The following is a 23,740-nucleotide window of genomic DNA, read 5'->3' as shown; positions in this document are numbered from 1 at the left end:
TCGCGCTCAGCGTAAAACCCTAAGAGGCCGTTCCGACGGGCATTTGCCGAGCGTAACGTCGCCATCGCTCGGCAAATGCGCACATTTCGTCGTTGCGCGCGTGCATTGTGTAAAGGAATGCGCCCGCTGGACGTCCACGTCAACGTCATCACCCCCCGAGGAGACCGACCCATCGAACCGCTCTCGATGCGGTCCCTCACGTTCGAAGTGCCTGAGGAAGCCGAAGTCACGTTGCACGCGGCGGAACCGTTGACGCACGTCACGTGGGGTGAGCAGCGCGACGCGCTACCCACCCGGGAAGACGCGCGGGATGTGCCGGTGCGACGGCCCGCTTCGAACGGAACGCTTCGCATTCAACTCACCGGACGCGTCGGTCGGCACACGTTTCACGTGCGCTTCGCCTCTGGAGACGAGCGTCTCGTGACGTTCTTCGTGTACCCGGCCAAATTGCACGCTCACGCGAACGACGCGTGGCGGCTGTTGCGCCGCATGACGCGGCGCGTTCCACTGCTCGCACGCGACTTGCACGTGCCGTGGACGCACCTCGCTTCCCCGGAGGACGCGCTTGCGTTTGCCGAGCGCCCGGCGCTCGCTGCGCCGCACCTTCGTGACTTCGCGCGGCGGTTGCACGACGCGTGCGTGCAGTACGCGCGAGCACCGTCCGAACGGGCGACGCACGTGCCGACGGTCATTCCCGGCGGACGCGTTCCCGCTCGCGTCGATTGGAGCCGCACGTTGGATCACTGGGGGCGAGGCGGGACGCCGGATCACGTGGCCGTGTACACGACGCGCGTGACGGACACGCCATTCGCGCGGCAAGCGTTGGCGTTGTGGAACGCCTTGCACGAAGCGGCACTCGACACGAACGAGGCAATGCTGCTCGCCGGACTCGCGCGCGCCCGAACGGAACTCGCCGGCACCTTCGAGCTCGTAACGACCGTGCCGCTCGACGCGACAAGCTTGAGGCCGCACGGCGTGGAAGGCGCGTTAAGTCACCTGATTCGAGCGTTCCAAGGCGGAAGCGCGGCGTTCGACGACCTTCCCGCCGGGCAAGCACGCATGAGCGACTTGTACGAACTGTGGGTGGCGGCCGAAGTGGCGGCGGCGTTGGGGGCCACGCGCGTGCACCTGCAAGAAGCGCGCGGGCATGAAGGACGCGTGGGGCGTTTCGAAGGGTCGGGCGTACGCGTCGAGTACAACGTCGAACACCTGTTCCGCGGCGTGGGCAGCGCCCGCCGATTCGCCGCTCGTCCAGACTTGGCGGTGGTGTTCGACGACGGCTTTGCGTTCGTTGCGGACGTGAAGTACCGCCCGCTGGAGAACTTGCGGGAAGAAGCGCTGCGAGACATCAACGCTCAACTGCTGCGGTACATGGGCGCGTACCACGCGAAGCTCGGGTTGGCGTTGTGGCCGTCCGCGCACCGCTTCGCGCCAGATATCGACGCGTTGCACGGTGGGCGGGCGTTCCTCGGGAAGGTCCGCGTGCACCCCGCGGACGACCCGAGCACGATCAAAGCTCGCTTGCACGCCGCGCTTCAACTTGCCAGAAGCTCGAAAGGACGGTCATGAACGCTCACTACGCTGTCTTCGCTCAATTCAAATTGCTGACCGACGTGAAAGAACGCATCGAACCGGACGTCTTGACGTGGTTCACGGAGCACGCCGCGGCCCTCGAGTGGTGGGTGGACACCGCCGGGAACTTCTTGTCCCCGCCGATTCCCCTGCCTGAACCGAGGCACGCGGAACGAAAAACGACGTGCGAACTTCGCGTGCCGTTGCCACGCAACGGTAAGTTCCCGAAGAGCATGCTCGACCGACTCGAAGCAGCCCTTCAACGCTATTGCAAACCGCAACTCGCGTGCGTCGACGCGCACCTCGTGGCGGCGCGCGGCCCGGACCTCACGGTGCTGTACGCGACGGGCGTGTGCGGCGCGTACGGCGAACGGCTTGACGTGTTCGAGAAGGTGCCACGCACAATCGTGGTCGCCACGCAAGAAAGTTTGAGTGACGCGGCACGCCGGGAACGCGCGGACGTGCGCGCGTTCCGCTTGGTGTTCGAGAACGACCACGTTCGCTCGGGCGTCGCCAAACTGGTGATGCGGGACCGCACCGGGCAAACGGCCGTGAAGTTTTTGCGGGTGTATGAACACGTGTTGACGCGGTCGGGCACCACGTACTCGTACGAAGGGCAGTTGATCGGGCAGGTGGACGCGGACGCGAACCATCAATACGACCTCGTGCCGCCGCTCGTGTCGAGTGACGTGGGGACGTTCACGCAGTACTTGCTGGAAGGCGGGTTGACCAACGAGCCGTACGGCGTGCTGGACATCGACGGTCAACCGCCGTACGAACCGAGTGGCCGCGCGAAAGCACTGCTGAACGCCTTGCCTGGCGTCATGCCCGCGCCCGAGCGGGCCACGAAGAAACCGAAGTCGACCGTGACGCCAAGCAAGGTCGCATCGACTTCGGCGCCGCTCGCGCCGCGTGAAAACGACGGTGCAGCTCAAGTCACGCCGACCAAGCAGGTGAACGCGTCCGTGCAGAAGGCATCGGTGCCGCTCGCGCCAAGCGTCGCGTCGACGCGTCCGTCCGCTCCGGCGCTGCCCGGCACGCCTCAAGTACCGTCTGGCTCCGCGTTCGTGCCGCGCGTCATCGAGGACTCCATGGTGATCGACCTGGAGTTGCTGGACGCGGCGCGCATGTACGTGCGCGAACGCAAGCACCTGCTGCTCGTCGGACCGCCCGGGTGCGGGAAGACGTTGCTCGCGACGCTGCTCGCGGAAGAAGCGTGCGGCGTGAACGACGCCGGACGACCGAATTTTACGCTCGCGACGGCCGACGCGCGATGGACGTCCGTGGACGTCCTCGGCGGGTTGCGCGCCGTACCAGCCGATGGGTTACGGTACGCGTTCGTGCCCGGCGTCGTCACGACGGCCGCGCAGCGTCACGCGCACAGTTCGAGTTCGTGGGGGCGTCCGCACTTCCTCATCCTCGATGAATTCAACCGAGCGCATCAAGACGAAGCGTTCGGGCGGTTGATGACGCTGCTCGACCCGGCATACCGAGCACAGACTCCGCTGGTCGGGGAAGAAGACGGCGCGTCGCACGCCGTGTACCTTCCCGAGGACTTCTGCATCATCGCGACCATGAACGACCTCGATTCCAAGCAGTTGTTCGCGGTGGGTTCCGCGCTTGCTCGACGGTTCGTGCGCCTCGACCTCAGCGTGCCGCCCGGTGAGCGCGCTTGGTTCCTCGCGCGCGGCTTTAACGCGAACGCCGTGGACACCCTGTTCGCGTTCATGGGTGAAGCGGGTGATGACGCGCGCGACTCACTCACCGTTCGGCACATGCTGCCGCTTGGAACGCACTTCGTGCACGACGTGCTGGACTTGCACGCGCACGGCATGCCGCTCGACCGCGCGTTGCACGACAAGGTTCTTCCGCACTTGGAGATGTTGAGCGCGTCGCAACTTCAGCAACTCGCAAGTGTCGCGGCGACGTTGACGTTGCCGAACACCGCTCGTCGGTTGCACACGCAAGCGCAAACGCGGTTGCTGTGAAACGAGGCGCGCTTCCATGGAAGCGCGCCTCGTTGTCTCAGGCGCGTTCAAGTCACCGCAAGGAAAACGTCCACGGCGTGATGAGGTTCGTCCCGGCGAACACCTCGTACGCACGTTGAGGATTCCGTCCGGCCGCGTCAAGTTGCGCGCACACATCCGGTGACGCGGCGAACGTCACGAGAACACTCAAGTCGCCGGGGCGTGTCAACCGAAATGGCTCTTCCGCAATCTGCGTGCTGTCATGAGAACGTGCTCGACTGCGACGCGTGTCGCTCGACCTCCACACCTTGTTCCCACCGGAGCTTGACCTCCAACTCGTCGAAGTCGAGCAGGGTAACGCGGCGCTCACGTTGACCCTCGCCAGTCGTCGACGTGCTTGCGTTTGCCCCTCGTGCGGAACTGTCAGCTTCCGGCTTCACAGCCGCTCCACGCGCTTCGTACAGGATCTGCCGTGCCTCGGTGTCACCGTCTCGTTGCGCCTGATCGTTCGGCGCTTTCGATGTCACCACGTCCCCTGTACGAAGCAGACGTTCACCGAAGCCTTCCCTGAGTTCATCACACCCTTCAAACGGATCACGAAGCGGCTGAGCTCCGTGTTCGAACGCGTGGCACTCGACGTCGGCGCAGAACCTGGCTCGCGACTGTTGACCTCGACGGGCCTGTTCGTTTCCCCCGATCGTCTGTTGCGATTGGTTCATGCCCTTCCGCGTCCCGAACGTCCTTGTCCGAACCTCATCGGCATCGACGACTTCGCCTTCCGAAAGGGCTTCACGTACGGCACGGTGATCGTCGACCTCAAAACGGGCACGCCCGTCGACCTTCTTTCCGATCGCGATGCTTCGACGGTAACAACATGGCTCCAAGCTCGTCCGAACATCGAACTCGTCGCCCGTGATCGTGGGAAAGAGTATTTCGTTGCCGTTACGACGGGTGCGCCGCAAGCTCGGCAAGTGCTCGACCGATGGCACGTCCTCAAGAACCTCCGGGAAGCCGTCGAACGGCAACGGGCCCGAGAGCAGCAGGCCATCTCGAACGTCCTCATCCAAGCCGGTCTGCAACTGCCGCAGATTCGCCGCTCTCGCATCGACCACGTCCGGCGTGACGCGTACACCGAGCGAAGAAGAGCGCAGTATCACAAGATCCGCACGTTGCAGAGCGAAGGAATGACGATCAGTGGCATCGCTCGAACCCTTGGCATCGCACGCCCAACCGTTCACGCAGCCGTACGCACAGAGCACCCGCCGGGCGTGTCGAGGCGACGCAAACGACCGAGTCCGCTTGACGTGTTCGAGCCACATCTCCGACGACGCTGGGCGGAAGGGTGTCGCAACGCCAAGCTGCTTTGGCGAGAACTTCAAGCGCTGGGGTATGCCGGGAAGTACCCGCCCGTTCGTCGCTGGACCGAGCCACGACGGGGATTCGACGAGAACGTACTGCCCGAAAGCAATCTGATTCGTGGCGGTTCGGCTCCGCTCGCGTGGTACTTCGTGAAACCCAGGACGGAACTCGACGTCGACGAGCGGCGTGTGCTGGACGTGATCCTGACGACCTTTCCCGCCTTGAACGAGCTTCGAACCCTCACCCGGACCTTCGTATGTGCTCTGCTCGACGCGAAGCCCGCTGATCTTGCTTCTTGGCGCGCGAAGGTTGAAGGGAGCGGGCTGAAATCGTTGCAGGCGTTTGTGCTCGGCTTGAGGCACGAATGGGACGCCCTGGTGGCGGCGAGCGAAACAAATGGTCGAACGGCCCGACCGAGGGCGTCGTGAATCGCCTGAAGCTCATTAAGCGTCAGATGTTTGAGCGGGGGTCGTTCGAGTTGCTGCGAAAGCGGGTTTTGTTGGCTGCATGAGGGCTGCGCGTACATCGCGGAAGAGCCATTTCCTTGTACACCCTCTCTCTTGGCGTCTCTAAGATCCTTGTCTTGCTTCGCTCGCGTCAACCTCAAATGTGGAAAGCGTATGAAAAAACCTAGCTAGAGTGAAGATGACTTCATCTCTGGCCTTGCCTGACGGTATGGCAGCGCCTCCTCGAGGAGATCATGGCTAACACGTTCACGCTCGCCTTATCCATCAGTAAACTCGTCCTCGCCTCGGAGCTCGCTGCTCGTGAATCCGACAAGGCGCTGCAACGCAAAAAGCAAGATGCCGTCGACGACAACCTCGACATTTTCCGCGACGTCTACCCGCAACTCGCGTCGAACGCTCGAACGTTGCACTCCGTTCGAGCTTTGATGCCCGACCTGTCGGTGCACGAAGGCGTACAAGTCCTGATCGAACTCGCCTTCATCAATCCCTTCTCGCCGCATGACCTCAAGTACGACGGAGACGACTTCAAACGCGCCCTCAATCACGTCGCTGGCCTGCTCAAGCAAAGTCCGCAAGTCGTCCGGGAAGTGCTCGACGTAAAAGCCCAAGCGGTCAAAGCGCACAAGAACGTCAATTGGTGGATGCCCGTCGCGTTCGTCGTCGGCGGGTTGCTGCTCGTCACGCCCGTCGCGTGGCTCGCCGCGCCCGCCATCGGCGCGATGGTCGGCAGCGCCATGGGCCTGGCCGGCGCCGCTGCCACCTCCGCAGGCCTCGCCGCGCTCGGCGGCGGCAGCCTCGCCGTTGGCGGCGCGGGCATGGCAGGCGGCATGTGGCTCGTCACCGGCCTGGGCGCGACCGCCGGCGCCGTGATGGGTGCCGGCGCGAACGCCACGACCAAAATGCTCGTGGAAATGGGCGCGGAGGCCGTTCGTACCGAGGTCATCAAGGCGCAAGTCACTTTCAAAGTGGTCACCCTCGGGTACGAACGCAGCCTCGGCAAAGCCAACGAAAGCATCGAAGCGATGAAGCTACGCCGAAAAGACCTGCGGCGCGAACGCACGACACTCGAACAAGACGACATCCCCGACCACAAGCAATCCAAGGAGTTCAAAGCGATCGACGACAGCATCACCGCGTTCGAACGCGGCGTCGACTGGATGGAAGACGAACTCGACACCTTCCGCCGCCGGAAGTAATATGCCCACCTCTGCCGATCAACTTCTCGTCGTTGGTGTGGCCGCCGGGCAAGCAGCCGTGACGCTCCACCAATGGACGCAAAGCCGCTGGGAACGCACGAGCACCGAACCGGAAGCTTTGTCCGCGTGCAGTGCGCTCGAAGACGCGCTGCTGCACCACCGCGTGTACGGCGCGCGGCTGCGCGAACGCGACCCGCACCTCGCCCTCGCCCTCGTCCACGTCGGTGAACGCCCTGAGTTGACCATACCGACGCATTCGGAAACCAGCGTGACCGCCGCGCAAGCGGTCGCGTTGGAAGTCACGCGTCGCCAACCGTCCTTGCCGTCGGCAGCCACCGGCGGGCTGTGGACCTTCGTCGTGACACCACCGCACGTGCACCTCGCCCGCGTCGATGTTGGCGCGCACCTTCCTCGCATCGCGACCGATACGGCCTTCACCGACTTCGACGCCGTCGATTGGCGTGCGTCGCTGTTCCGCGCGGCCGCCGTGCACCTCGCGCAACAAGCGAACCTCGATCCGGCCCGCTTCGCGGACGACGACGTCAAACCGCTGCTCGAACAGCAAATCGCGAAGTACTGGAGCGAACTCACGCGGCATGCGGACGCGCCGGACTTCGACGTCGTGCTCGTTCCCCTCGCGCGCTACGGGCGCGTGCGCTTCAACCTGCCCGGACGCGTCTTGCAAGCGGGCGTGCAACTTGTCGCACGGCAGTTCGTGGAGCAGCACGTGTCGCGCATCCAACCCGGGCAAGCCGTCGTACTCGTCGGAGCACCGGATGACCTGGCGCCCCTACGACACTTATTCGAAACAGCGTTGCCGAACACGCCACTGGTAACGCTCGACAACTTGAATGCCATCGCGTACGGCGCCACGTTGAACTTCGACCCGCCGCAAGCTCAAGCGCCGAGCGCAGCAAAGGTTGCGTCGAGCAGTAACGTCAGCAAGACCGCGTCCGCGCCAAGCCGACCTTCAGCAACGCCGCAACAAGAAGCCAAGGCGGCCCCCAGCGTCCCGAAGCTCGTGCTTCTCGGCCGTACGATCAACCTTGACAACCCCACTCGAACCGCTTCAGGTGAATTGGCCTTGTACCGCTACGTGACCCTGGATGAAACGGTGAGCGCTCGCGGGGAACGACGCATTATCTTCGGTCTCCTTTGGAAAGGACGAGGCGAACACCCTGAAGCGGTCGTGCTCAGCATCGGCCACGTGATGCCCGTTTGGCAGGAAATCGGACGCTACCGCGGCCCCGTCGCTGAAGCTTGGCTCGATCATGAACTGCGCACCAACAGCGCTCGCACGAGAACGCAGCAGTACAGCCTCAAATTCCGCTTCGACCCCAACGGCCGCCCCTCTCACGTGAAGATCCTCGATCCATTCACGTCCGCTGAGTGGACGTGGACACCGGAGCCTGCATGACGTCATCGAACAACTCCCTGGCCGCTTTCGAAGCCGTGTGGGCGAACGTCCTGAAAAGTCAACTCGAACGCGACTACCTCAGCGACTTGCCGCGCATCGATCAACGCGCCCCCGTGAAGTGGGAGGAACTCGCCGTCCTCGTGCCCGAGCACGACTGGGGCTTCGTACGACTCGCCGACCTCCCACTCAGCGCGGACACGTCCGTCGACACGGACCTCTTCGATTTCCAAAGCGTCCTCGCCGCCCTCGCGACCTTGTCCGGCTTGCACGAAGATCACGCCAGCAGCGGCTTCCGCCTCGCGTTGATCCTCCTCGGGGACCGCGGACGCTACGCGCTGCACCTCGGCGTCGCGCGTCGCCGACCACACAGCACGAACGCCGACGCGTCCAACGTGGACACGGTCCTGCGGCAAGTCGAGACGGTCGCGCGCAGCCACCTTCCGGGCGTGGCCGCCACCCCGCTCAAGGAACACGAACGCCGCGAGTTGCTGCAGCACCTCGCGTCCCTGCACCGTGCGAGCGCCATCACCGGCATTCCCACCTTGCGTGAAGGCGCCGATCGCTACCTCGTGCAGTCTCTGGATCGCTTCGCGGGGCAGCTTCGTGAAGAACGCTTCGCGCTCGTGGTGCTCGCGCAACCCCTCGCGGACGGCACCATCGTGAACTTGCAGCAAGGCTTGATGCAACTCATCGCCGAAGTGCACCCGCTCGTGAAGCGCAGCGTCAACCGCTCGTGGAATGAAAGCTCCAGCGCTTCGCAATTCAAGTCTTGGGATGAAGTCAAGCGCGGCTTGGCGTCGGCGACCATCCCGTCCATGCTCGGCACCCTCGTGCAAGCAGGCGTCGGCTTGGCCGCCGCGGCCGCCGTCCCGCTGGTGGCGGCCGCCCCCATCGCCGGGCCGCTCGCTGCCCTTACGCTCGGAGGCGCCGCCGTGGCCGGCGCGGTCAATTCGCTGCGCAAGAACGTCACCACCGGCACGTCCGAAGGCGAAACGATCGAGGTGCTTGATCGTCGCGCGCAATACGCCGAAACGACGCTTGAAGCGCACTTCGAACGCTTGCAAAGCGGACGCAACCTCGGTTTGTGGGAAACCGGGGTGTACTTGCTGAGCGACTCGGAAGCAACCGATCAACTGGGCGCGAGCTTGCTGCGCAGCCTCGGCTCCGGTGCGGAAACGCACCTTGAGCCGCTGCGCGTCCACCACTTGGCGCATTTGCGTCGCCCAGAAGTGCCGAGCGGCGCGATTCAACTGCTGCAATTCCCGAACTTGCAACCTTCGTTCTTCGGCTTGCAACGCCCCCACCCGCTGGGTGAGCATTACCAGCGCCTCACCACCGTGCTGAACACCGAGGAGCTGAGCATCTGGATGAGCCTCCCGCGCCGCGACCTGCCCGGTGTGAGCGCACGGCCCCGCCCGCCGCACTTCACGACGGACGCGCCACGCGCCGATGGTGACTTCATCGCCCTCGGGCACCTCATGGACCGCGGAGCGATCCTCGCGCACTCGTACCCGGTGGAATTGCAGCACTTCACGCGGCATGCGTTCATCACCGGCACGACTGGCAGCGGCAAAAGCGTCACGAGCCGTCACTTGCTGCGCGAACTCGCGCGGCGCGGCGTGCCGTACCTCGTGCTTGAACCTGCCAAGACCGAGTACCTCGAGTGGGCGCTCGCAGAGCGCAAACCCGGCGCGAACGTTCGGGTGTTCATGCCCGGCGCAACTTCATGGAAAGGAACGCCCCTCGACGCGCTGCACCTCAATCCATTCGAAGTGCCCGACGGGTACGCGACGCAAAGCCACCTCGACCGCCTCAAAGCCACCCTCACGGCGAGCTTCCCCATGCAAGAAGTGCTACCCATCTTGCTTGAAGCGGCGCTCGTACGCACGTACGAACAAAACGGGTGGTTGGACGACGAAGAACCTGTCGTTCGAACCTTCCCGATGCTTTCTCACCTCATGGAAGCCGTGGACGCCGTGCTGGCCGAAGAAGCCTACGCGGCGGACGTGCAACGCAACCTCCGCACGGCGCTGCGGCACCGCATCAAGTCCCTGATGAAAGGCGCGAAAGGGCAGTTGTTCAACGTGGCGACGTCCACGCCGCTGCACGACCTTCTCGACGCGCCCGCCGTCGTGAACCTCTCGATGCTCAGCGACGACGCTGATAAATCCCTCGTGATGGGCTTGCTGCTCGGCTTGTTGTACGAACGGCGCTTCACGCAAGGTCCGAGCGACTTGCGGCACGTCACCTTCGTCGAAGAAGCGCACCGCGTGCTGCGCAAACCCGCGCCGGACACCCCGAGCGGCAAGGCGTTCGTGGCGGAGATGTTCGCGGATCTCCTCGCGGAAGTCCGCGCGTACGGCGAAGGACTCGTCATCGTCGATCAAGTGCCTGCCAAGCTCATCCCGGACGCCTTGAAGAACACCAACCTCAAGATCGTGCACCGCTTGCAAGCGAGCGACGATCAAGACAGCCTCGCCGCTGTGATGGGCCTTGAAGACGAGCAGAAGCGTGCCATCAGCTTGCTGCGCCGCGGTCAGGCGATCGTGCAAACCGACGACCGCGCCGCGCTCGTGCAAATCCCTGGCGAAGCGTCCGTGCAAGTCCCAACGGCAGAAAAGGAGCTCACGTGAGGGCCGCCTTGATTGCCTTGCACTTGCTGCCGTACGTGCCGCGTGCGAATCGCGCCGCGTGGTTTTCACGCGCCACTCGAGACTTCGACGAGGCTGGCGTGCCTATTGTCGTGCGGCAAGCACGTGAAGCGTACCCGGACGACAACGGCTCCCTCACGGTCGTGCAGGCGCTACTCGAACGCGCCGCGCGCCGCGAAGCGCTCGAAGACGTCCTCGACGCGGCCGCTCAGGAAGTGCAGCGTATGCACGCGAGTCGCGCAGCCGTCACCGCGCGTCCCTTCGCGGGACGCGTGTGTCATCACTGCAGCGCGCCGTGCGCGTACGGCGCGGTCGTCACGCAAGCATTGCTCGGCACGACCGCGCCGCTCGACGCGCTCGTCGCACCCAACGGCACCTTGAGCGCCGCGAGCTTGAGTTTCGCTGCCGCGAACATCGTCAACGCGCAACTCCCATCAGAGGCGAGCGTACCGTTCGCGCCGAGCGTCACGGCGAACCTCGCGTACTGCCTGCTCGCGCAAACCGCCGGCGGGCGCGCCGCGACCCGCGCGCACCTTGAAGGAGCGCTCGCGCTGCAACGACAACTTGACGTTCTCAGGGAGGCACCGCATGTACGAGTCGGGTGAACACCGCGAGCTGGGCGCTTCGACGCTGCTGGAATCCCTCGGGAAGGTGCGGTTCGAACCGAGCGGGGACGTGTCTGACTGGCGCACCATGATTCTCGGCACCCTGTTGGAAGCTGGGAAGGAGGCGGCGCGCGCGTGGAGTGAACGCGCCGCTCGTCCTGCCGAAACGCCTCAGGGAACGGAGAGGACGGCGGAGGAACTGCACGAGCTGCGTGAGCGCGTGTTGGAACGCAACGCTCAAGAGCGCTTGAGCGTCGAGCAGTACAAGGCGGAAGCGACGTGGCAAGCGTTTGAACGCATCCCGACCTTGCAACCCGAAGGGTGGGCGCACGCCACGCGTGAGCAGCGCGCTGAAGCGCTCGTGCACGCGGCCGGGGACGCGGAACGCGTGTGGAGCGTGCCCCTAGGAGGCGTGACGTTCGAGAGAATGCCCGCGCAAGGCTTGTGCGAGCACACGTCGGAAGGCGCGGTGATCACGCTGCATTCCAGCTTGCTCGAACTCGACCATCCGAAGGAAGCGGTGAAGACGCTCGTGCACGAGTTCGAGCACGCCTACCAGTGGGCGTACGTCGAAGGCGCGCGGCAAGCCGGGCAAGACGCGTTGCGTCAAGGGTGGGACGTGACGACAGCCGCGACGTGGGCGCGAGCGGACGCGGAGTACAGCGATCGTTGGCATCGCTACGCCAACAATGCCCTCGAGCACGGCGCGAACCTTCGAGCGGCCGCTGCCGTGGAACGCTTGTACCTCAGGAGCGTTCCTTCGTGAACGATCCGCGTGAGGGCGTGACGCCCGTGTCGTTCGAAGCGGTGCTGGAAATCCTCGCGCGGGAGTTTCCGCTCGGCCCGCGTTCCTTGCACGGCCCAGAGCTGCATTGGCGGAACGTCGAGCGCTTCGGCGTCGCGCTCGCTCGACGCACGCCAAGTGCGGACGAGCGGGTCGTGCGGTGGTTCTCGATCTTTCATGACTGCCAGCGCGACAACGAGTACCACGACCCTCAACATGGTGCGCGTGGAGCGGCGCGTGCCCGCGAAATGCACGCGGCGCTCGACTTGACGAGCGCGCAACTCGATACGCTCGTGTACGCGTGCACCCACCACACGGACGGCACGACCTCAAGCGATCCGACGATCGGCGCGTGCTGGGACGCGGACCGCCTTGATTTACCGCGCGTGGGGTACACGCTCGACGTTCGTTACCTTAGCACCCCTGCCGCGCGAGCCTTCGCGCGCGGTGAACGGACGTTGATTTGAAGTGGCGGCAACGCTGTAAAGGACACCTAGGCGACTGGGCGGTGGCCAACGCTTGTCTGTCGCGTTGGCCACCGCCCAGTCGCCTAGACGCGTCGGCTACTTACGGGGTTTGCTGTGCGCCCGCGCGTGCGCTTGACTGAGCGCGCGCTTACGAGACAATGCGGTGTCTCCTCGATCCAAGGCGTCCGACAAGGCTTGCACGTCCGCCAGTTCCTGCGAAAGGCTTGCGGCGTCCAAAGGGGCGGCGAGCAGCGCGAACGAAGCCGCCTCGAACGTTTGACGGGCCGCCCTCCGGTCGCCTTGGTCGAGGGCGCGCACCGCGTCGCGCTTGTACCGCGCCGACCGCAACACCGCAGCGACGGATTGCACGACCGCATCGTTTGGCAAAGCGTCTGCGTCGCTCGCCGAGTACACGTTCAACACGACTGGAAAACGCCTGGCGTGGCGCGTGCCTTCCAAGTCCGTCCACGCGAGGCGCACGTTCGCGATGGATACGCTGAGACCCTCCCGACCGAGTTGCGCTGGGACTTGAAGCGTCGCGACCACCTCGATGACTTGACCGGCGACGAGGTTGGGTAGCTGCAACCGCCCGTGGTCGTTGCGCTTGAAGTCGTTCAAGACGTCCATGAGGCGCACGTCGAATTCCGGATTCGGTTCAATGCCGAGGCTGACCGTGCGACCCGCCGTGCGCGTCAAGCCTTGCAGTTCCTCTTCGAAGAAGGTGGGGAGGCGCGTGGCGTCTTCGACATGCTCGAAGCTGCCGTCCCCCGCGGTCGCCATGCTCAACAAGAGGTTCTCGTCGTAATGGCCGCCCAACCCGATGGTGGTCGTGCTGACGCCGCGCTCGGTCAACCCGCGCACGTTCCTTGCGATGTCACGGCCATTCGTCACGCCGTGGTTCGCGCGACCGTCGCTGAGCACTACCACGCGGTTGAGGGCGTTCGCTTGCACGTGCGCCGCCACTTGCATCGCGCCTTCCAGCCACCCGCCGTGCAAGTCGGTGCTGCCGCCCGCTTCGACGCGTTCGATGGCAGCAATGACAGCGTCGCGGTTCGTGATGGTTTGGCTGGCGGCCGTCACGTGCACGGTGTCATCGAACGTGACGACGCTCAAGCGATCGTCCGCTCGAGCTTGACGTACCGCCGCGATCGCCGCGCGTTTGGCCATTTCGAGGGGTTCGCCGCTCATGGAACCGCTGCGGTCGAGGACGAGCGCGAGATTGAGGGGAACGCGCCGCGTGGTCCGAGCAGGCAAGGCGGGCGCGTGCACGCGAATGAGGAGGGTCACGTCGGTTGAGTGCGAAGTACGCAGGGCGGCGTGCAAGGGCAGCAGTTCGAGGCGCGGTTCGTGCATGAAAGCTCCTTTGAAACGGCAATGATGCCGAACAGTGTGTGGACGAGGGAGGAAGCGGTAGATCGTTTGCTGTAGTCGACCCTTCGGGGTCGCAGGCGCTTTCACTTGCCTCGCTTGGGGAGAGAAGCTGCGCTGCTGTTCTTATTGAAGTCGACGTGGGCGTCATCAAGCGTCGTTTGGAGCGCCTGGAGCTTGTGACGTGAGGTGCCGCGACTGTTCTGTAAGTAGGTAAGAGCGTTTCTAAGGGAGCTCGAGTCGGTCTGGCTGAAGGTGACGGTTGTTGCAGGGAAACGACTGAGGCGTTACCCAAGCGTCGTTTCTGTAGCACCTCTTGGCGTCGCTTGGATGACAGGTTGTCAATGCCGGTCAAGGTGCTTGGCATTTGCGCCCACGGCGCAACCACGGGTTCTTACAATGCCTTCATACGAGACGGCGTGTCTGCGGGTCGTAGCGCGTTGTAAGAGAAGGAGTCGCATGTCAACATCCGAATCGCCCCTTGACCCTCAGGAATTCCTCGACACCTTGCAGCAATTCACGTCGTTGGGCGCGACCCTTGCGGCTCGCCTTGGCTCAAGCGCTCCTCGTCAAGCACCTGCGACGCCCGAAACACCTGGTGCGACGCGAGTAGAAGCGCTCCCGCCGCAAACATCAACCCTCGGAACGGACGCCCGCCGCTTTGTCAAGAGCGTCAGCGATCCTTCGACGCTTGCCGCCGTGCAAGGAATCGTGGAGGCTTGGCGAGAGTACGCGGTGACGGCCGAGCAGGAGCGCACGAAGCGACATCACATTGAAGCGTGGCGGGACGCCACCCTCGCGAGCATCGCGTCGACGCGAGCCGTCATGAGCACGTACCTGGAGCGTTCCTTCGACGAACGGCGAAGCAACTTCGAGCATTTGTTCGCCGCGCTCGACAAAGCGCAGGACGCCAGCGACCTGCAAGGACTGCAGGTCGTGCTCGCCGGAATTCTTGAACTCGTGAAGACCAATCCATTCAAAGACCTCGCAGAGTTTCAAGAACAACTGAAAAACCCGGCGTTTGTGCTGGACCTGTAACGCAGCAGACCTCCACGCGCCGGTTGGAAAGGATGACATGCCTCTACCACTGATTTGGGTTGTGGCCGCCGTGGGCGTCGCCGCCGCGAAGAAAGGCATCGACGGTGGTGTCGCCATCAAACAAGCAAGAGACTCGCTCAGCAACGCGACCGCCCGAAAAGAAGCGGCAGAACGAAAGATCGAGCTTCGCTTGACCGCCGTTCGCGAGCGCGCTCGCAGCCTCGAACAGCAAAAACTCACGGTCATGGGAACGTCCATGGCGGCGTTCGTACGCTTGTGGGAACGACAAAAGCAACGCGCGAACGTCACGGACAAAGACTTTCAGGTGCGCTTGCACCTTTCACCCGAACACATCGAGGAGTTCAGGGGTTTCGGCGTGCAAAGCCTTGACGTGGCGCGCGGCATGCTGAAGGCGGGCGCGGCCAGCCTCGGGGCTGGTATGGGTGTTACGTCTGCCGTGACCGCCCTCGGTGCGGCCAGCACCGGCACGGCCCTTTCCGCCTTGTCAGGCGCCGCAGCGAACAGCGCCTTGCTCGCTTGGCTCGGTGGGGGAACGCTCGCATCCGGCGGTGGAGGCGTGGCGCTCGGTACGATCGTCGCGGGCGGACTGTTCGCCGCGCCGGCAGCCCTGGTCGGGTCGTTGATTCTCGCCAAGAAAGGCGAGGAAGCACGAACAGCCGCCGTGGAATACGCGGCGAACGTCGACGTGTACTGCGCGGAAGTCACCACCAAAATCGCTCACCTGCGAGGCATCGAGCGGCGCTTGGAGGAAGTGGCGTTCGTGGTGCACGCCCTCGAAGAGCGGTTGGTGCGTGCAGTCGTGGGATGTGAGGAAGACGAGGCACGCTCGGGCGGGAAGGTGGACCTGGTACGCTTTTTCTCGGCGGCGCAACTGGCACGCACGTTATCGCAGGTGATGAGCGTGCCCATCATCGCTGAAGACTTGCAAGCGACGAGCGCTTCCGCTCAACTCGTGGCGGAATCGAGCGCGCAGCACGCCCTTCCCCTCGAATCCTTGGCCGTCGGTGGTCTTGTCGAAGAAGCGTCCGACGTGCCGACGACCACCAGTGACGTATGGGCGTGGGCGGATGAAGTGTTGGAATTGACGTTGCCACAGCAGGGAACGACGAGCGTCGTGTTCGGTGAGCAACCGGATGCCTTGATCACCGCGAGCGATCGGTCGTGTGTCGTGTGGTCCATCGAGGAGGCGCGGCCGTTGCACGAGTCGAAAGAACACACTGGCACGGTGAATTCCGTGGCCGTGTCACGCGCGGGGTGGTTCGCCAGCGCCTCGGACGACCGCACCGCTCGAGTGTGGAATGACGCGAACTGGAAGGCCGGGCGGCGTTTGCTCTGGAACGAACGGTACGCGAAAGCCGTCGCGTTCTCGCCGGTCGCGTCGCATCTTGCCGTCGGGTACGGCGACGGCCTCGTGAAGGTGTACGACGTCGAGTCGGGCGATGAACGTCACACCTTGACCGGCCACACCATGCAAGTTACGGCGGTGGCGTTCGATCCGCTCGGTCGGCACGTCGTGTCGAGTTCATGGGATCACTCGGTGCGGGTGCATTCGCTGGATTCCGGAGCGTTGACGCTCGAGTTAAAGCACTACAATTTCGTGCACGACGTGCGGTGGAGCGCGGACGGGCGGTACTTGGCGACAGCGTCAGAGGACCGCACCGCCGGCGTGTGGTGCGCGGACACGGGAAAGCGCCTGTTGACGTTGAACTGGAATCGACGGTACGTGTACGCCGTGGCCTTCCACCCGTCCGCCCCGCTGGTCGCGACTGCGTTTGCGGACGGCGTGGTAAAATTGTGGTTGCTCCCGTCAGGCGAGGAAATCGCGTCGCTTGGACAGCCCGGGTCAAGCGTGAACGACGTGACCTTCAGCCCGGACGGCCGTTTTCTCGCGGCGGGAGGGAGCGACCGAATCGTGGTCTGGACGCCTTCCAGTACGACAACGAGTTAATTCAGGCAAACTCCGCACCGACAGCCGATTAACATTCGAGCCCTTCAGTGTTCCGCACGCCAAGCTGGCATGAACAGCGCTTGTTTCAGAAAGCGCTGTTCATGCCGAAGCACTTCCCCTCTTCGACGTGTAGAAAAACAACTCGGGCACGCGATCGACGAATCACCGAGACGCCTGAAAACGAATTGCGTGAAACGAACGAAGCGTAACCTAACAATCAACCATGGCGGCTCAAACGCCTGCAGTTCATTGATCAAAGGCATCGCGCTATGCTTTCGCACAATCCCTGCGTCGTGCAAGCTCATCGGCACGAACATTGCCCGTTCGTCATTTGTTTCTCAGGAGCATCCGAATCGAATTAAACTGCATGAATGGTCGCGTTCGATACGGCCCAACAGCGGTTGTATGATCCGCAACAAGGCACCTTCTCACGACTTGGCGCGATCCTCGATGATTACGCGCGTTGGAAAGGCCGTGACGACTGCTGGGACGAACACGGCGCCTTCTGGCCGCTCGGCGTTTCTAAGGGCCTGCCGTTCGAGGCGCACTTCGACCTCGAACGCCTACAAGACGCGTTCGTAATACTCGACGGTTACCCGGATCGACTGCAGGATTTCGGAAGCATGTACGCCGCAAGCAGCGGAATCTACGAACTGCTGGACGTGCAACTCGTCTCGCCGCCGTTGCTGCGCGCCTTACTGCCCGACAACGCAGCGTACGTGTCGTACAAGTACAACTTGGGCGATCACTTCTTGGGGCACGATCGATGGTACTGCCGCGTCGGGCGCGTCGTTGAGCACGTCACGAACACCGCGCGGGTGCCGCTCACGCTCGACGATGACGTGCGCGCCGCTCTGACCGGCATTCTCTACACCGAAAGTCACGCGTCGATGGAGTACGACAGCATCGACTTCCTTCGTCATGACACATGGACGGAAGACGCCGACTTGTCGCAGCAACTGATGTACATGCAAGCCGTCGAGGACTTCGACAACTACGCCTTCAAGCTCATGAGGCGTGACGACGAGGGCGTGTGGGACTACTCGTACATTTTCGGGGCCCTTCCTCCCGAGGGGTTAGACGACACGTTGGCGTACCTTGAGCAGCTGCTCGCGCCGGGTGACGGCTCGCGGCACCTTCAAGCGCTCGAGACGATCGAAGAGCTCACACCGAACTTCGCGCAGCACGCATCACGCCTTCCTCCCGCCACGCCCGCCGCTCCGCCGCCGCATCACACGCACTTCGATCATGCCTTCACCACCGGGGACTGCGTTATGGACGTGGCGAACACCCGCTGGTTGCTCGCGCAGCATCCGCGCACGCCGCCGCGCGTACTCGCGCGCTTCGCGTTGCACGACGACGAACGCGTCCGGCACGCCGCGTGGCGCAATCCTTCCACGTCGACGCGCGCGTTGCACGCCGCGTGGCACACGTTTGGTCGTGCGAGCGAAGACGTCCTATTCACCCGCGAGCGACTTCCACGCTTCTTGCGCCGCATTCACGCACGTCGACTTCGCACGGCGCCCCTTGACTTCTCCGACACGATGCTCGATTCCACGACCGACGTGCTGAAGACCCTCCCGATACGGCTGCAAGTCGCTCGGCTCGAACGAGCCACGGTGCCCAACGCGAACAGCACTGTCGGGGCTGCGTACGGCTTTCCCGAGCCACGTTTGGAACGCATCTTCGTGCCGGACGTGGTGTTCAACACCCACCTCGCGCCTACGTGGCCGCACTTCGCGTTGCGAGAACGCGCCGCGGAAAGCGCCCGGACGAGCGAAACGGCCTTGCTGGCCCTCGCGCGTGATGAGGACGTTCACGTGCGGCGCGCGGTTCTCCGAAATCCACGCGCGACAGAGACGGTGCTGAGGGCACTCCAAGAAGAGTTTCCGGAACTGGTTGCGCGGCATCCTCGCGCGTCGATCAGCATGCTCTTGGCGCTTTCGCAGCAACCGAACGAGGACGTCGCGCTGGGCATCGCGATGCATCCGGGCGCGCCGTGGTTCGTGCTGCACAATGTCACACGGCGAACGAAGTCCTTCGACCGAGCGGTGAACGTCGCGCTCGCCTTGGCGAACAACCACAACACGGCCGCGAAGAACATCTTGGAGTTGCTGCAAGTCGCACACACCAAGGCGTTTCCACCAACCGCGTTGCAAGCGTTGCAGCAACGCGCGCGCGACCTTGGTCTTCTCGAACCGCCTCCTCTGCAACAACAGGAATCTAACCGCGAGGAGGACGAAGCTTGCCCGGACCGTTGGCTGCAGCGCATTCAAGCAGAACAGCCGAACGCCGTGCGAGCCGTGCGCCTCGCGCTGAAGGAAAGCGAATCGACCGATGAAGCCGCGGCGTTGCTGGTGCTTTGCACGGACGAACGATTTGAAGCGCGGCGTGCGGCCGCGCTTCACCCTGCCCTTCCGGAGCGCGGGTTGCGCTGGTTGGCGCGAAACGACGAGACGTACGACTCGGAGCGTCTTCGCAATTTGGTCGCGCAACACCCGAACGTGCCGCTGGACGTGCTCATCGCATTGTGCGGCGATGAAAGCACCTGCGTGGCGGCCTTGCACAATCCGCGTGTGCCGAGCGACGTGTGGCTGTGGCTGCTCAATGACACCGAAAACGCCCCAGTGGACCGCATCTGGCCGTCATGTCCGTATACTCCGCCCGCCTTTTTGCACGTGAAAGGTTCGGTGCGCGCCACGCGCGACTCGCTTGCTCAACGTCAAGCGGTGGCGGCGCACCCGAACACGGCCGACACGACGTTGTTGCGCCTCGCGCTCGACAAACACTTGGACGTGCGTGAAACCGTGGCCCGCCGCATGAACTTGCCACCTGACTTGATCGCGCGCTTGATGCAAGAGGAAGGCGCGGCGCGCGCCACGCTTGTCAAGCACCCGCACCTCCCGCGCTCACTGCTCGAAGCGGCGTACGCGGACGATGACGACGTCGTCCGCGCGACCGCAATCGGCGGCTTGGACACGCCGCGAGACGTGCTGGCGCGCGCAAGCGAGGATGCTTCGTGGCACGTGCGGTTCGTGGTCGCGCAGCATCCGTCGACGCCGAGCGTGGTGCTGCACCGTTTGTCGTTCGACACGGACGAGAACGTGCGGTTCGCGGTCGCGTCGCATCCGGCCACGCACGCGGTGACGCTTGCGCACTTGGCGCTCACCGCGCCGCGGACGGAAGGCGACCGCTTGGCGTGGCGTGCGCAAGCACGGCACTTCTGGACGCGACGTCTCGTCGCGGGTCACCCGTCGACGCCGCGTGATGTGCGACGGCAACTCGAGCGGCACTCGGAGGCGATCGTGCGGGCCGTGGCGTTGTCCCACCCGGCCACGCCCGCGCGGGCGTTACGCTACGCGGCGTTCGACCGAAGCGAGCTGGTGCGGCAAGTGGTCGCGGCGCACCGCAACACCCCGCTGGACTTGCATGACCGTGTCTTGGCACGTGACACGGAACGTGTACGCGCCGCGCTCGCGTGCGCACCACGCACCTCGACTTCGATCCTTTCAGTGTTGGCGTACGACACGGCGTTCAGTGTGCGCGCTGCGGTCGCGCAGCATCCTCACACGTCAAGCTCGGACTTGCGGCGCTTAATCAACGACGCCCAACCGGTCGTGCGCGACGCGGCGGCCCTGCGCTGGCAAGGGTGACGAGCGGAAGCTCATGACGACACCGTGCATCAACACAACCCTTCGATATTGAAATAACTCGCTGAACGCAACCGCGTTTCAGCTTCCAGGCGGTGCCCGTTCGTGACCTCCTGTTTGGTCTCTCTGATCGCGGTGCACCGTGCGCTCGAAGGGGCGTCACGCGCGCCGTGCACCGCGAGCATTGCCGGGCACGCCGGTAAACGTGACAATCACGACGCTTCCGCGCTTCGGGTGTACCTTCTGCTCGACACTCAACCCACGAGCGGCAAGCGCCGACGAGACCGCCTCAAGATTCGCGGCTTTGCCAGGCTCAAAGCGCACCCAAAACGCGCCCGCGTCGTACATCACCTGCTGACTCGCCTTGGCGCGTACCTCCGCTGCGATGTCCGCGACGAGCGCTGCGACCACGTTCGATGGCATGGCCATCTCGGGCACGCCGAACACGCGGACGCGCAGTGCTTGTAGCGGATGACGGTTCGCGCTGACACGCACCTCGTTCGCGAATTGCACGATCTGCTCAGCGTACTTTTCGAACCACGTGGGGTCGTGCCCTTCGTACAACTCCACCGTCCACATCGTCATGCTGCCGCTTCGTTTGGGCACGTGCACCTTCGCAACCGCTTGGCATTGATAAAAGAAGTTCACGGCGCGCCGCAGGTAGCGCGCCCACATGTCCGCGTCCACATCCCGAGGCGCTTTCGGCAGCGTGAACGTGCGTGGCGGCGCGCTGAGCGTCGTGCGGTGATGCCGGAAGTCCACGTCTGAAATGGCTTTGTCGCGGTTGCACGTACGACACAACGTCTGCAAGTTCTCCAGCGCGTGCGAACCACCGTAATGCCGTGGCAGCACATGATCGACTTGCAAGAGGCCCCGACGGTCTTCACCGCAGCATAAGCACCGCCATCCGTCGCGCACTTTCACTTGCGTCTTCACCCCGTCGTCCGGCTCTGAAGCCAGCACGTCCGGCGTGACGTATGCGGGCGCGGTGTACAGCGGTTCATCGCCGTACTCGAGTTGCGCCAAGCGCGCGTTGACGCGCGCGTCGTACTGCGCTTTGAACAACTCGAACGTCGGGAAGAGTGCACGCCACAAGCGGTCCGTGCGCGCGTACTCGCTGCGCAGCTGCTTGAACAACCGCATCGTCGGCAATTCCAACTCGAAGCTGAGGTCCGAGGCGAGTGCGTCGAGGTCGTGCGCATCGCGCGCGTCGAACGCGAAGAAGCGTGGCGCTTCGCCTTGCTGCGCGACGTGCCGCGCGACGCTGAGCACCGCCGCGAGCGCGTCCGGCGCGTCCACGTCCCCTTCGAAGAACCGCTCACGCCACGCCCGCGCTTCTTCGAGCGCACCTTCAGGCAGCGCCGCGTCCTCGAAGCGCTGCAAATCTTGCGTCAACAACCACGCGATGTGCGCTTCGAACGCCGCGCGTTCATGCTCGAACACCATCAGCACGTTCGACACGGCTTCCACGTCATCTTCGCTGGACAACGCGTCGAAGTCCACGCGGTACCACCCGACGGGCAAGCGTGACACGAACGCCGCGCTTCCTTGGCCGGGCGTGTCGAGATCCCGCGCGAGTTGCGCGACCAAGGCCGCGGACACCAGCGTGAGCGGCGGACGCGCCGCCGTCGCGCGCTCGTCATCGACGGTGTCGCTTTCGGTGAAGTCATCCCACGTTGCCCACGGCATCGCGTGTTCCCACGCGTCCACGAACGACACGATGTGCGCTTCGCTCGTCCCGCCGAACGCTGGGCCGCGCAACGCCCGCCCGATCATCTGCGTCAAGAGAATGCGGCTGGTCGTCGCGCGCGTTAAGAACACCGATTGCACGTTCGGAACGTCCGTGCCTTCCGTGAGCATGCGAATGTTGATCAGTACGTCCAACTCACCGCGCCGGAACGCGTCGAGCGTCGCGTGCGTGTCGCTGTGCGTGCGCTCGGCACGTTCCGCGGCGCTTGAACGACCGTCCACGCTTGAGTACACCGCTCCGGCGCGTACGCCGCGCGCTTCGAGCAGCGCGCGTAACTGCTCGCATTGATACCAGCGATCCGCGAAGATGATCGTCTGCCCCCACCGCTCGCGGTGCTGCGCGTACGTATCCGCGATGAGCGCGGTGCGTTCGCGGTTCTTCGCGAGGTCCTCCACCACCGACTCTGGCAAGTCCCGGTACGACCCGGCCCACGCGCGGAACGTGGCGTCATCGAAGGTCGGCGTGACCTTCGTGGACACTTCGTGCAGCACGGGCTTGGCGAGCACGCGTTGCGCCATCAGGCGCGCGGCGCTCACTTGGTACACGATGCCTTGCGGAAAGAGCTTCGCGAGCCATCCTTGTGACCGCGCGTTCGCGTACGTTGGCGTGGCCGTGAGGCCCAGCAGCGTCACGTTCGGCGCGTCGGCGCGCAAGGCTTCGAGTAAGCGGCGGTAACTGCGGGCGGGCGCGTGGTGCGCTTCGTCGAACACCACCAGCAACTTGCCGTTCGCGGACGCCACGAAGTCTCGCAGGCCGCGCAAGCGCGCGTCACCGTACGCTCGAGCGATCGTCTGCAGCGTCGCGATGACGACGTCGTCCTTGCCTTTCACGTCGTGCGCGCGACCGTGCCCGAGCGTGCCGGACACGACGCGTACCCGCAGTTGCGCTTTGCCTGTGACGTGCCCGACTTCGTACCCGTCCGCGTCCCGCCCGGGCGGCGGGCCGAAACTGTAAAAGGCTTGCTCGAGCAGGTGGTGCGTGTGCGCGAGCCACAACACCTTGTACCCCTTCGAGAGCGCGACGCTGGAAAGGAAACGCGTGGCGGTGAAGGTCTTGCCGCCCCCGGTGGGCAGTACGAGCATCCCGCCTTTCAAGGTGTGCGGCGCGTCGAACCACGCGCGCAGCTTGCCGAGCGCTTCGCGTTGATGCGCCGCGGGTTCTTTCGGCGAGGCGCGCGCGCGCGCCCGCGTGAGGTCGTACTCGCGGTAAAAAGTGTTCGAAAGGGAATGCGTCACGTTCAACTCGTTTCTCGAAGGTCGGGAAGGTCGTCGCGTCAAGAGGGGGTGGTGGCGTGCCTTGCGCTCGATCTTCAGCGTACGGCACGTCGTCGGCACTCGACGCCACACTTGCCGCGCGTCGAATTTCTAGCTGTTCGGCACGGTGAGAACGTGGAAGCGTTCCGGGCGGACCTCCACGGCTGGGAGCACACCAGCGTTCACCAGGTGTTGTTCGACGCGTTCGAGGCCGAGTTGATCGTCAA

14 protein-coding genes are annotated in these 23,740 nt (G+C 64.3%); 12 read left to right on the top strand and 2 right to left on the bottom strand.

The features are described from left to right. Window positions 1–117 precede the first annotated feature (117 nt). From DES52_RS15660 to DES52_RS15620, 9 genes are all read left to right on the top strand, one after another. A complete protein-coding gene (locus DES52_RS15660; RefSeq protein ID WP_170131090.1) occupies window positions 118–1,569 on the top strand; it encodes a hypothetical protein in 1,452 nt (483 codons plus the stop codon). Next, window positions 1,566–3,560, top strand: a complete 1,995-nt coding sequence (locus tag DES52_RS15655; protein ID WP_110887772.1) for an AAA family ATPase — start codon at window positions 1,566–1,568, stop codon at window positions 3,558–3,560. The genes DES52_RS15660 and DES52_RS15655 overlap by 4 nt, the downstream gene beginning before the upstream one ends. A gap of 266 nt (window positions 3,561–3,826) precedes the next feature. After that, window positions 3,827–5,326, top strand: a complete 1,500-nt coding sequence (locus DES52_RS23765; protein ID WP_170131089.1) for an ISL3 family transposase — start codon at window positions 3,827–3,829, stop codon at window positions 5,324–5,326. A 272-nt stretch (window positions 5,327–5,598) separates the two neighbouring features. Next, window positions 5,599–6,561 (top strand): hypothetical protein, encoded by a 963-nt coding sequence (locus DES52_RS15645; protein ID WP_110887770.1) that lies wholly within the window; start codon window positions 5,599–5,601, stop codon window positions 6,559–6,561. Between the two features lies 1 nt (window position 6,562). Further along, window positions 6,563–7,978 (top strand): hypothetical protein, encoded by a 1,416-nt coding sequence (locus tag DES52_RS15640; RefSeq protein ID WP_110887769.1) that lies wholly within the window; start codon window positions 6,563–6,565, stop codon window positions 7,976–7,978. After that, on the top strand, window positions 7,975–10,611 hold the full coding sequence (locus DES52_RS15635; protein ID WP_146237320.1) for an ATP-binding protein: 2,637 nt from the start codon (window positions 7,975–7,977) through the stop codon (window positions 10,609–10,611). The genes DES52_RS15640 and DES52_RS15635 overlap by 4 nt, the downstream gene beginning before the upstream one ends. Then, entirely contained in the window at window positions 10,608–11,234 is a 627-nt protein-coding gene (locus DES52_RS15630; protein ID WP_110887767.1) for a hypothetical protein, read from the top strand. Before DES52_RS15635 ends, DES52_RS15630 begins: the two co-directional genes overlap by 4 nt. Further along, window positions 11,218–12,000, top strand: a complete 783-nt coding sequence (locus DES52_RS15625) for a hypothetical protein (protein WP_110887766.1) — start codon at window positions 11,218–11,220, stop codon at window positions 11,998–12,000. The genes DES52_RS15630 and DES52_RS15625 overlap by 17 nt, the downstream gene beginning before the upstream one ends. Further along, window positions 11,997–12,485 (top strand): HD domain-containing protein, encoded by a 489-nt coding sequence (locus DES52_RS15620; protein ID WP_110887765.1) that lies wholly within the window; start codon window positions 11,997–11,999, stop codon window positions 12,483–12,485. Before DES52_RS15625 ends, DES52_RS15620 begins: the two co-directional genes overlap by 4 nt. 96 nt (window positions 12,486–12,581) lie before the next feature. Here DES52_RS15620 and DES52_RS15615 read toward each other — a convergent pair whose 3' ends face one another. After that, complete coding sequence (locus tag DES52_RS15615; protein WP_110887764.1) at window positions 12,582–13,838, bottom strand: vWA domain-containing protein; 1,257 nt, start codon at window positions 13,836–13,838, stop codon at window positions 12,582–12,584. Between the two features lie 474 nt (window positions 13,839–14,312). Here DES52_RS15615 and DES52_RS23320 point away from each other — a divergent pair, with 474 nt between their 5' ends. The 3 genes from DES52_RS23320 to DES52_RS15600 all read left to right on the top strand — a co-directional run bounded on the left by DES52_RS23320 (window position 14,313) and on the right by DES52_RS15600 (window position 20,513). Next, window positions 14,313–14,891 carry a hypothetical protein gene (locus DES52_RS23320; RefSeq protein ID WP_211317941.1) on the top strand — a complete coding sequence of 193 codons (579 nt, stop codon included), beginning with the start codon at window positions 14,313–14,315 and terminating at the stop codon, window positions 14,889–14,891. A 37-nt stretch (window positions 14,892–14,928) separates the two neighbouring features. Then, window positions 14,929–16,860 (top strand): WD40 repeat domain-containing protein, encoded by a 1,932-nt coding sequence (locus tag DES52_RS15605; protein WP_110887763.1) that lies wholly within the window; start codon window positions 14,929–14,931, stop codon window positions 16,858–16,860. A gap of 371 nt (window positions 16,861–17,231) precedes the next feature. Further along, window positions 17,232–20,513, top strand: coding sequence for a hypothetical protein (locus tag DES52_RS15600; protein ID WP_110887762.1), 3,282 nt, complete (start codon window positions 17,232–17,234; stop codon window positions 20,511–20,513). 156 nt (window positions 20,514–20,669) lie between these two features. Here the strand turns inward: DES52_RS15600 and DES52_RS15595 are convergent, their stop codons facing one another. After that, window positions 20,670–23,495, bottom strand: a complete 2,826-nt coding sequence (locus DES52_RS15595; RefSeq protein ID WP_170131088.1) for a DEAD/DEAH box helicase family protein — start codon at window positions 23,493–23,495, stop codon at window positions 20,670–20,672. Window positions 23,496–23,740: the final 245 nt, after the last annotated feature.

It is taken from the genome of Deinococcus yavapaiensis KR-236, from assembly GCF_003217515.1.
GTDB lineage: Bacteria > Deinococcota > Deinococci > Deinococcales > Deinococcaceae > Deinococcus_A > Deinococcus_A yavapaiensis.
Note: the sequence above shows the minus strand (reverse complement) of the source record. Positions and strands in the feature narration are given on the sequence as shown.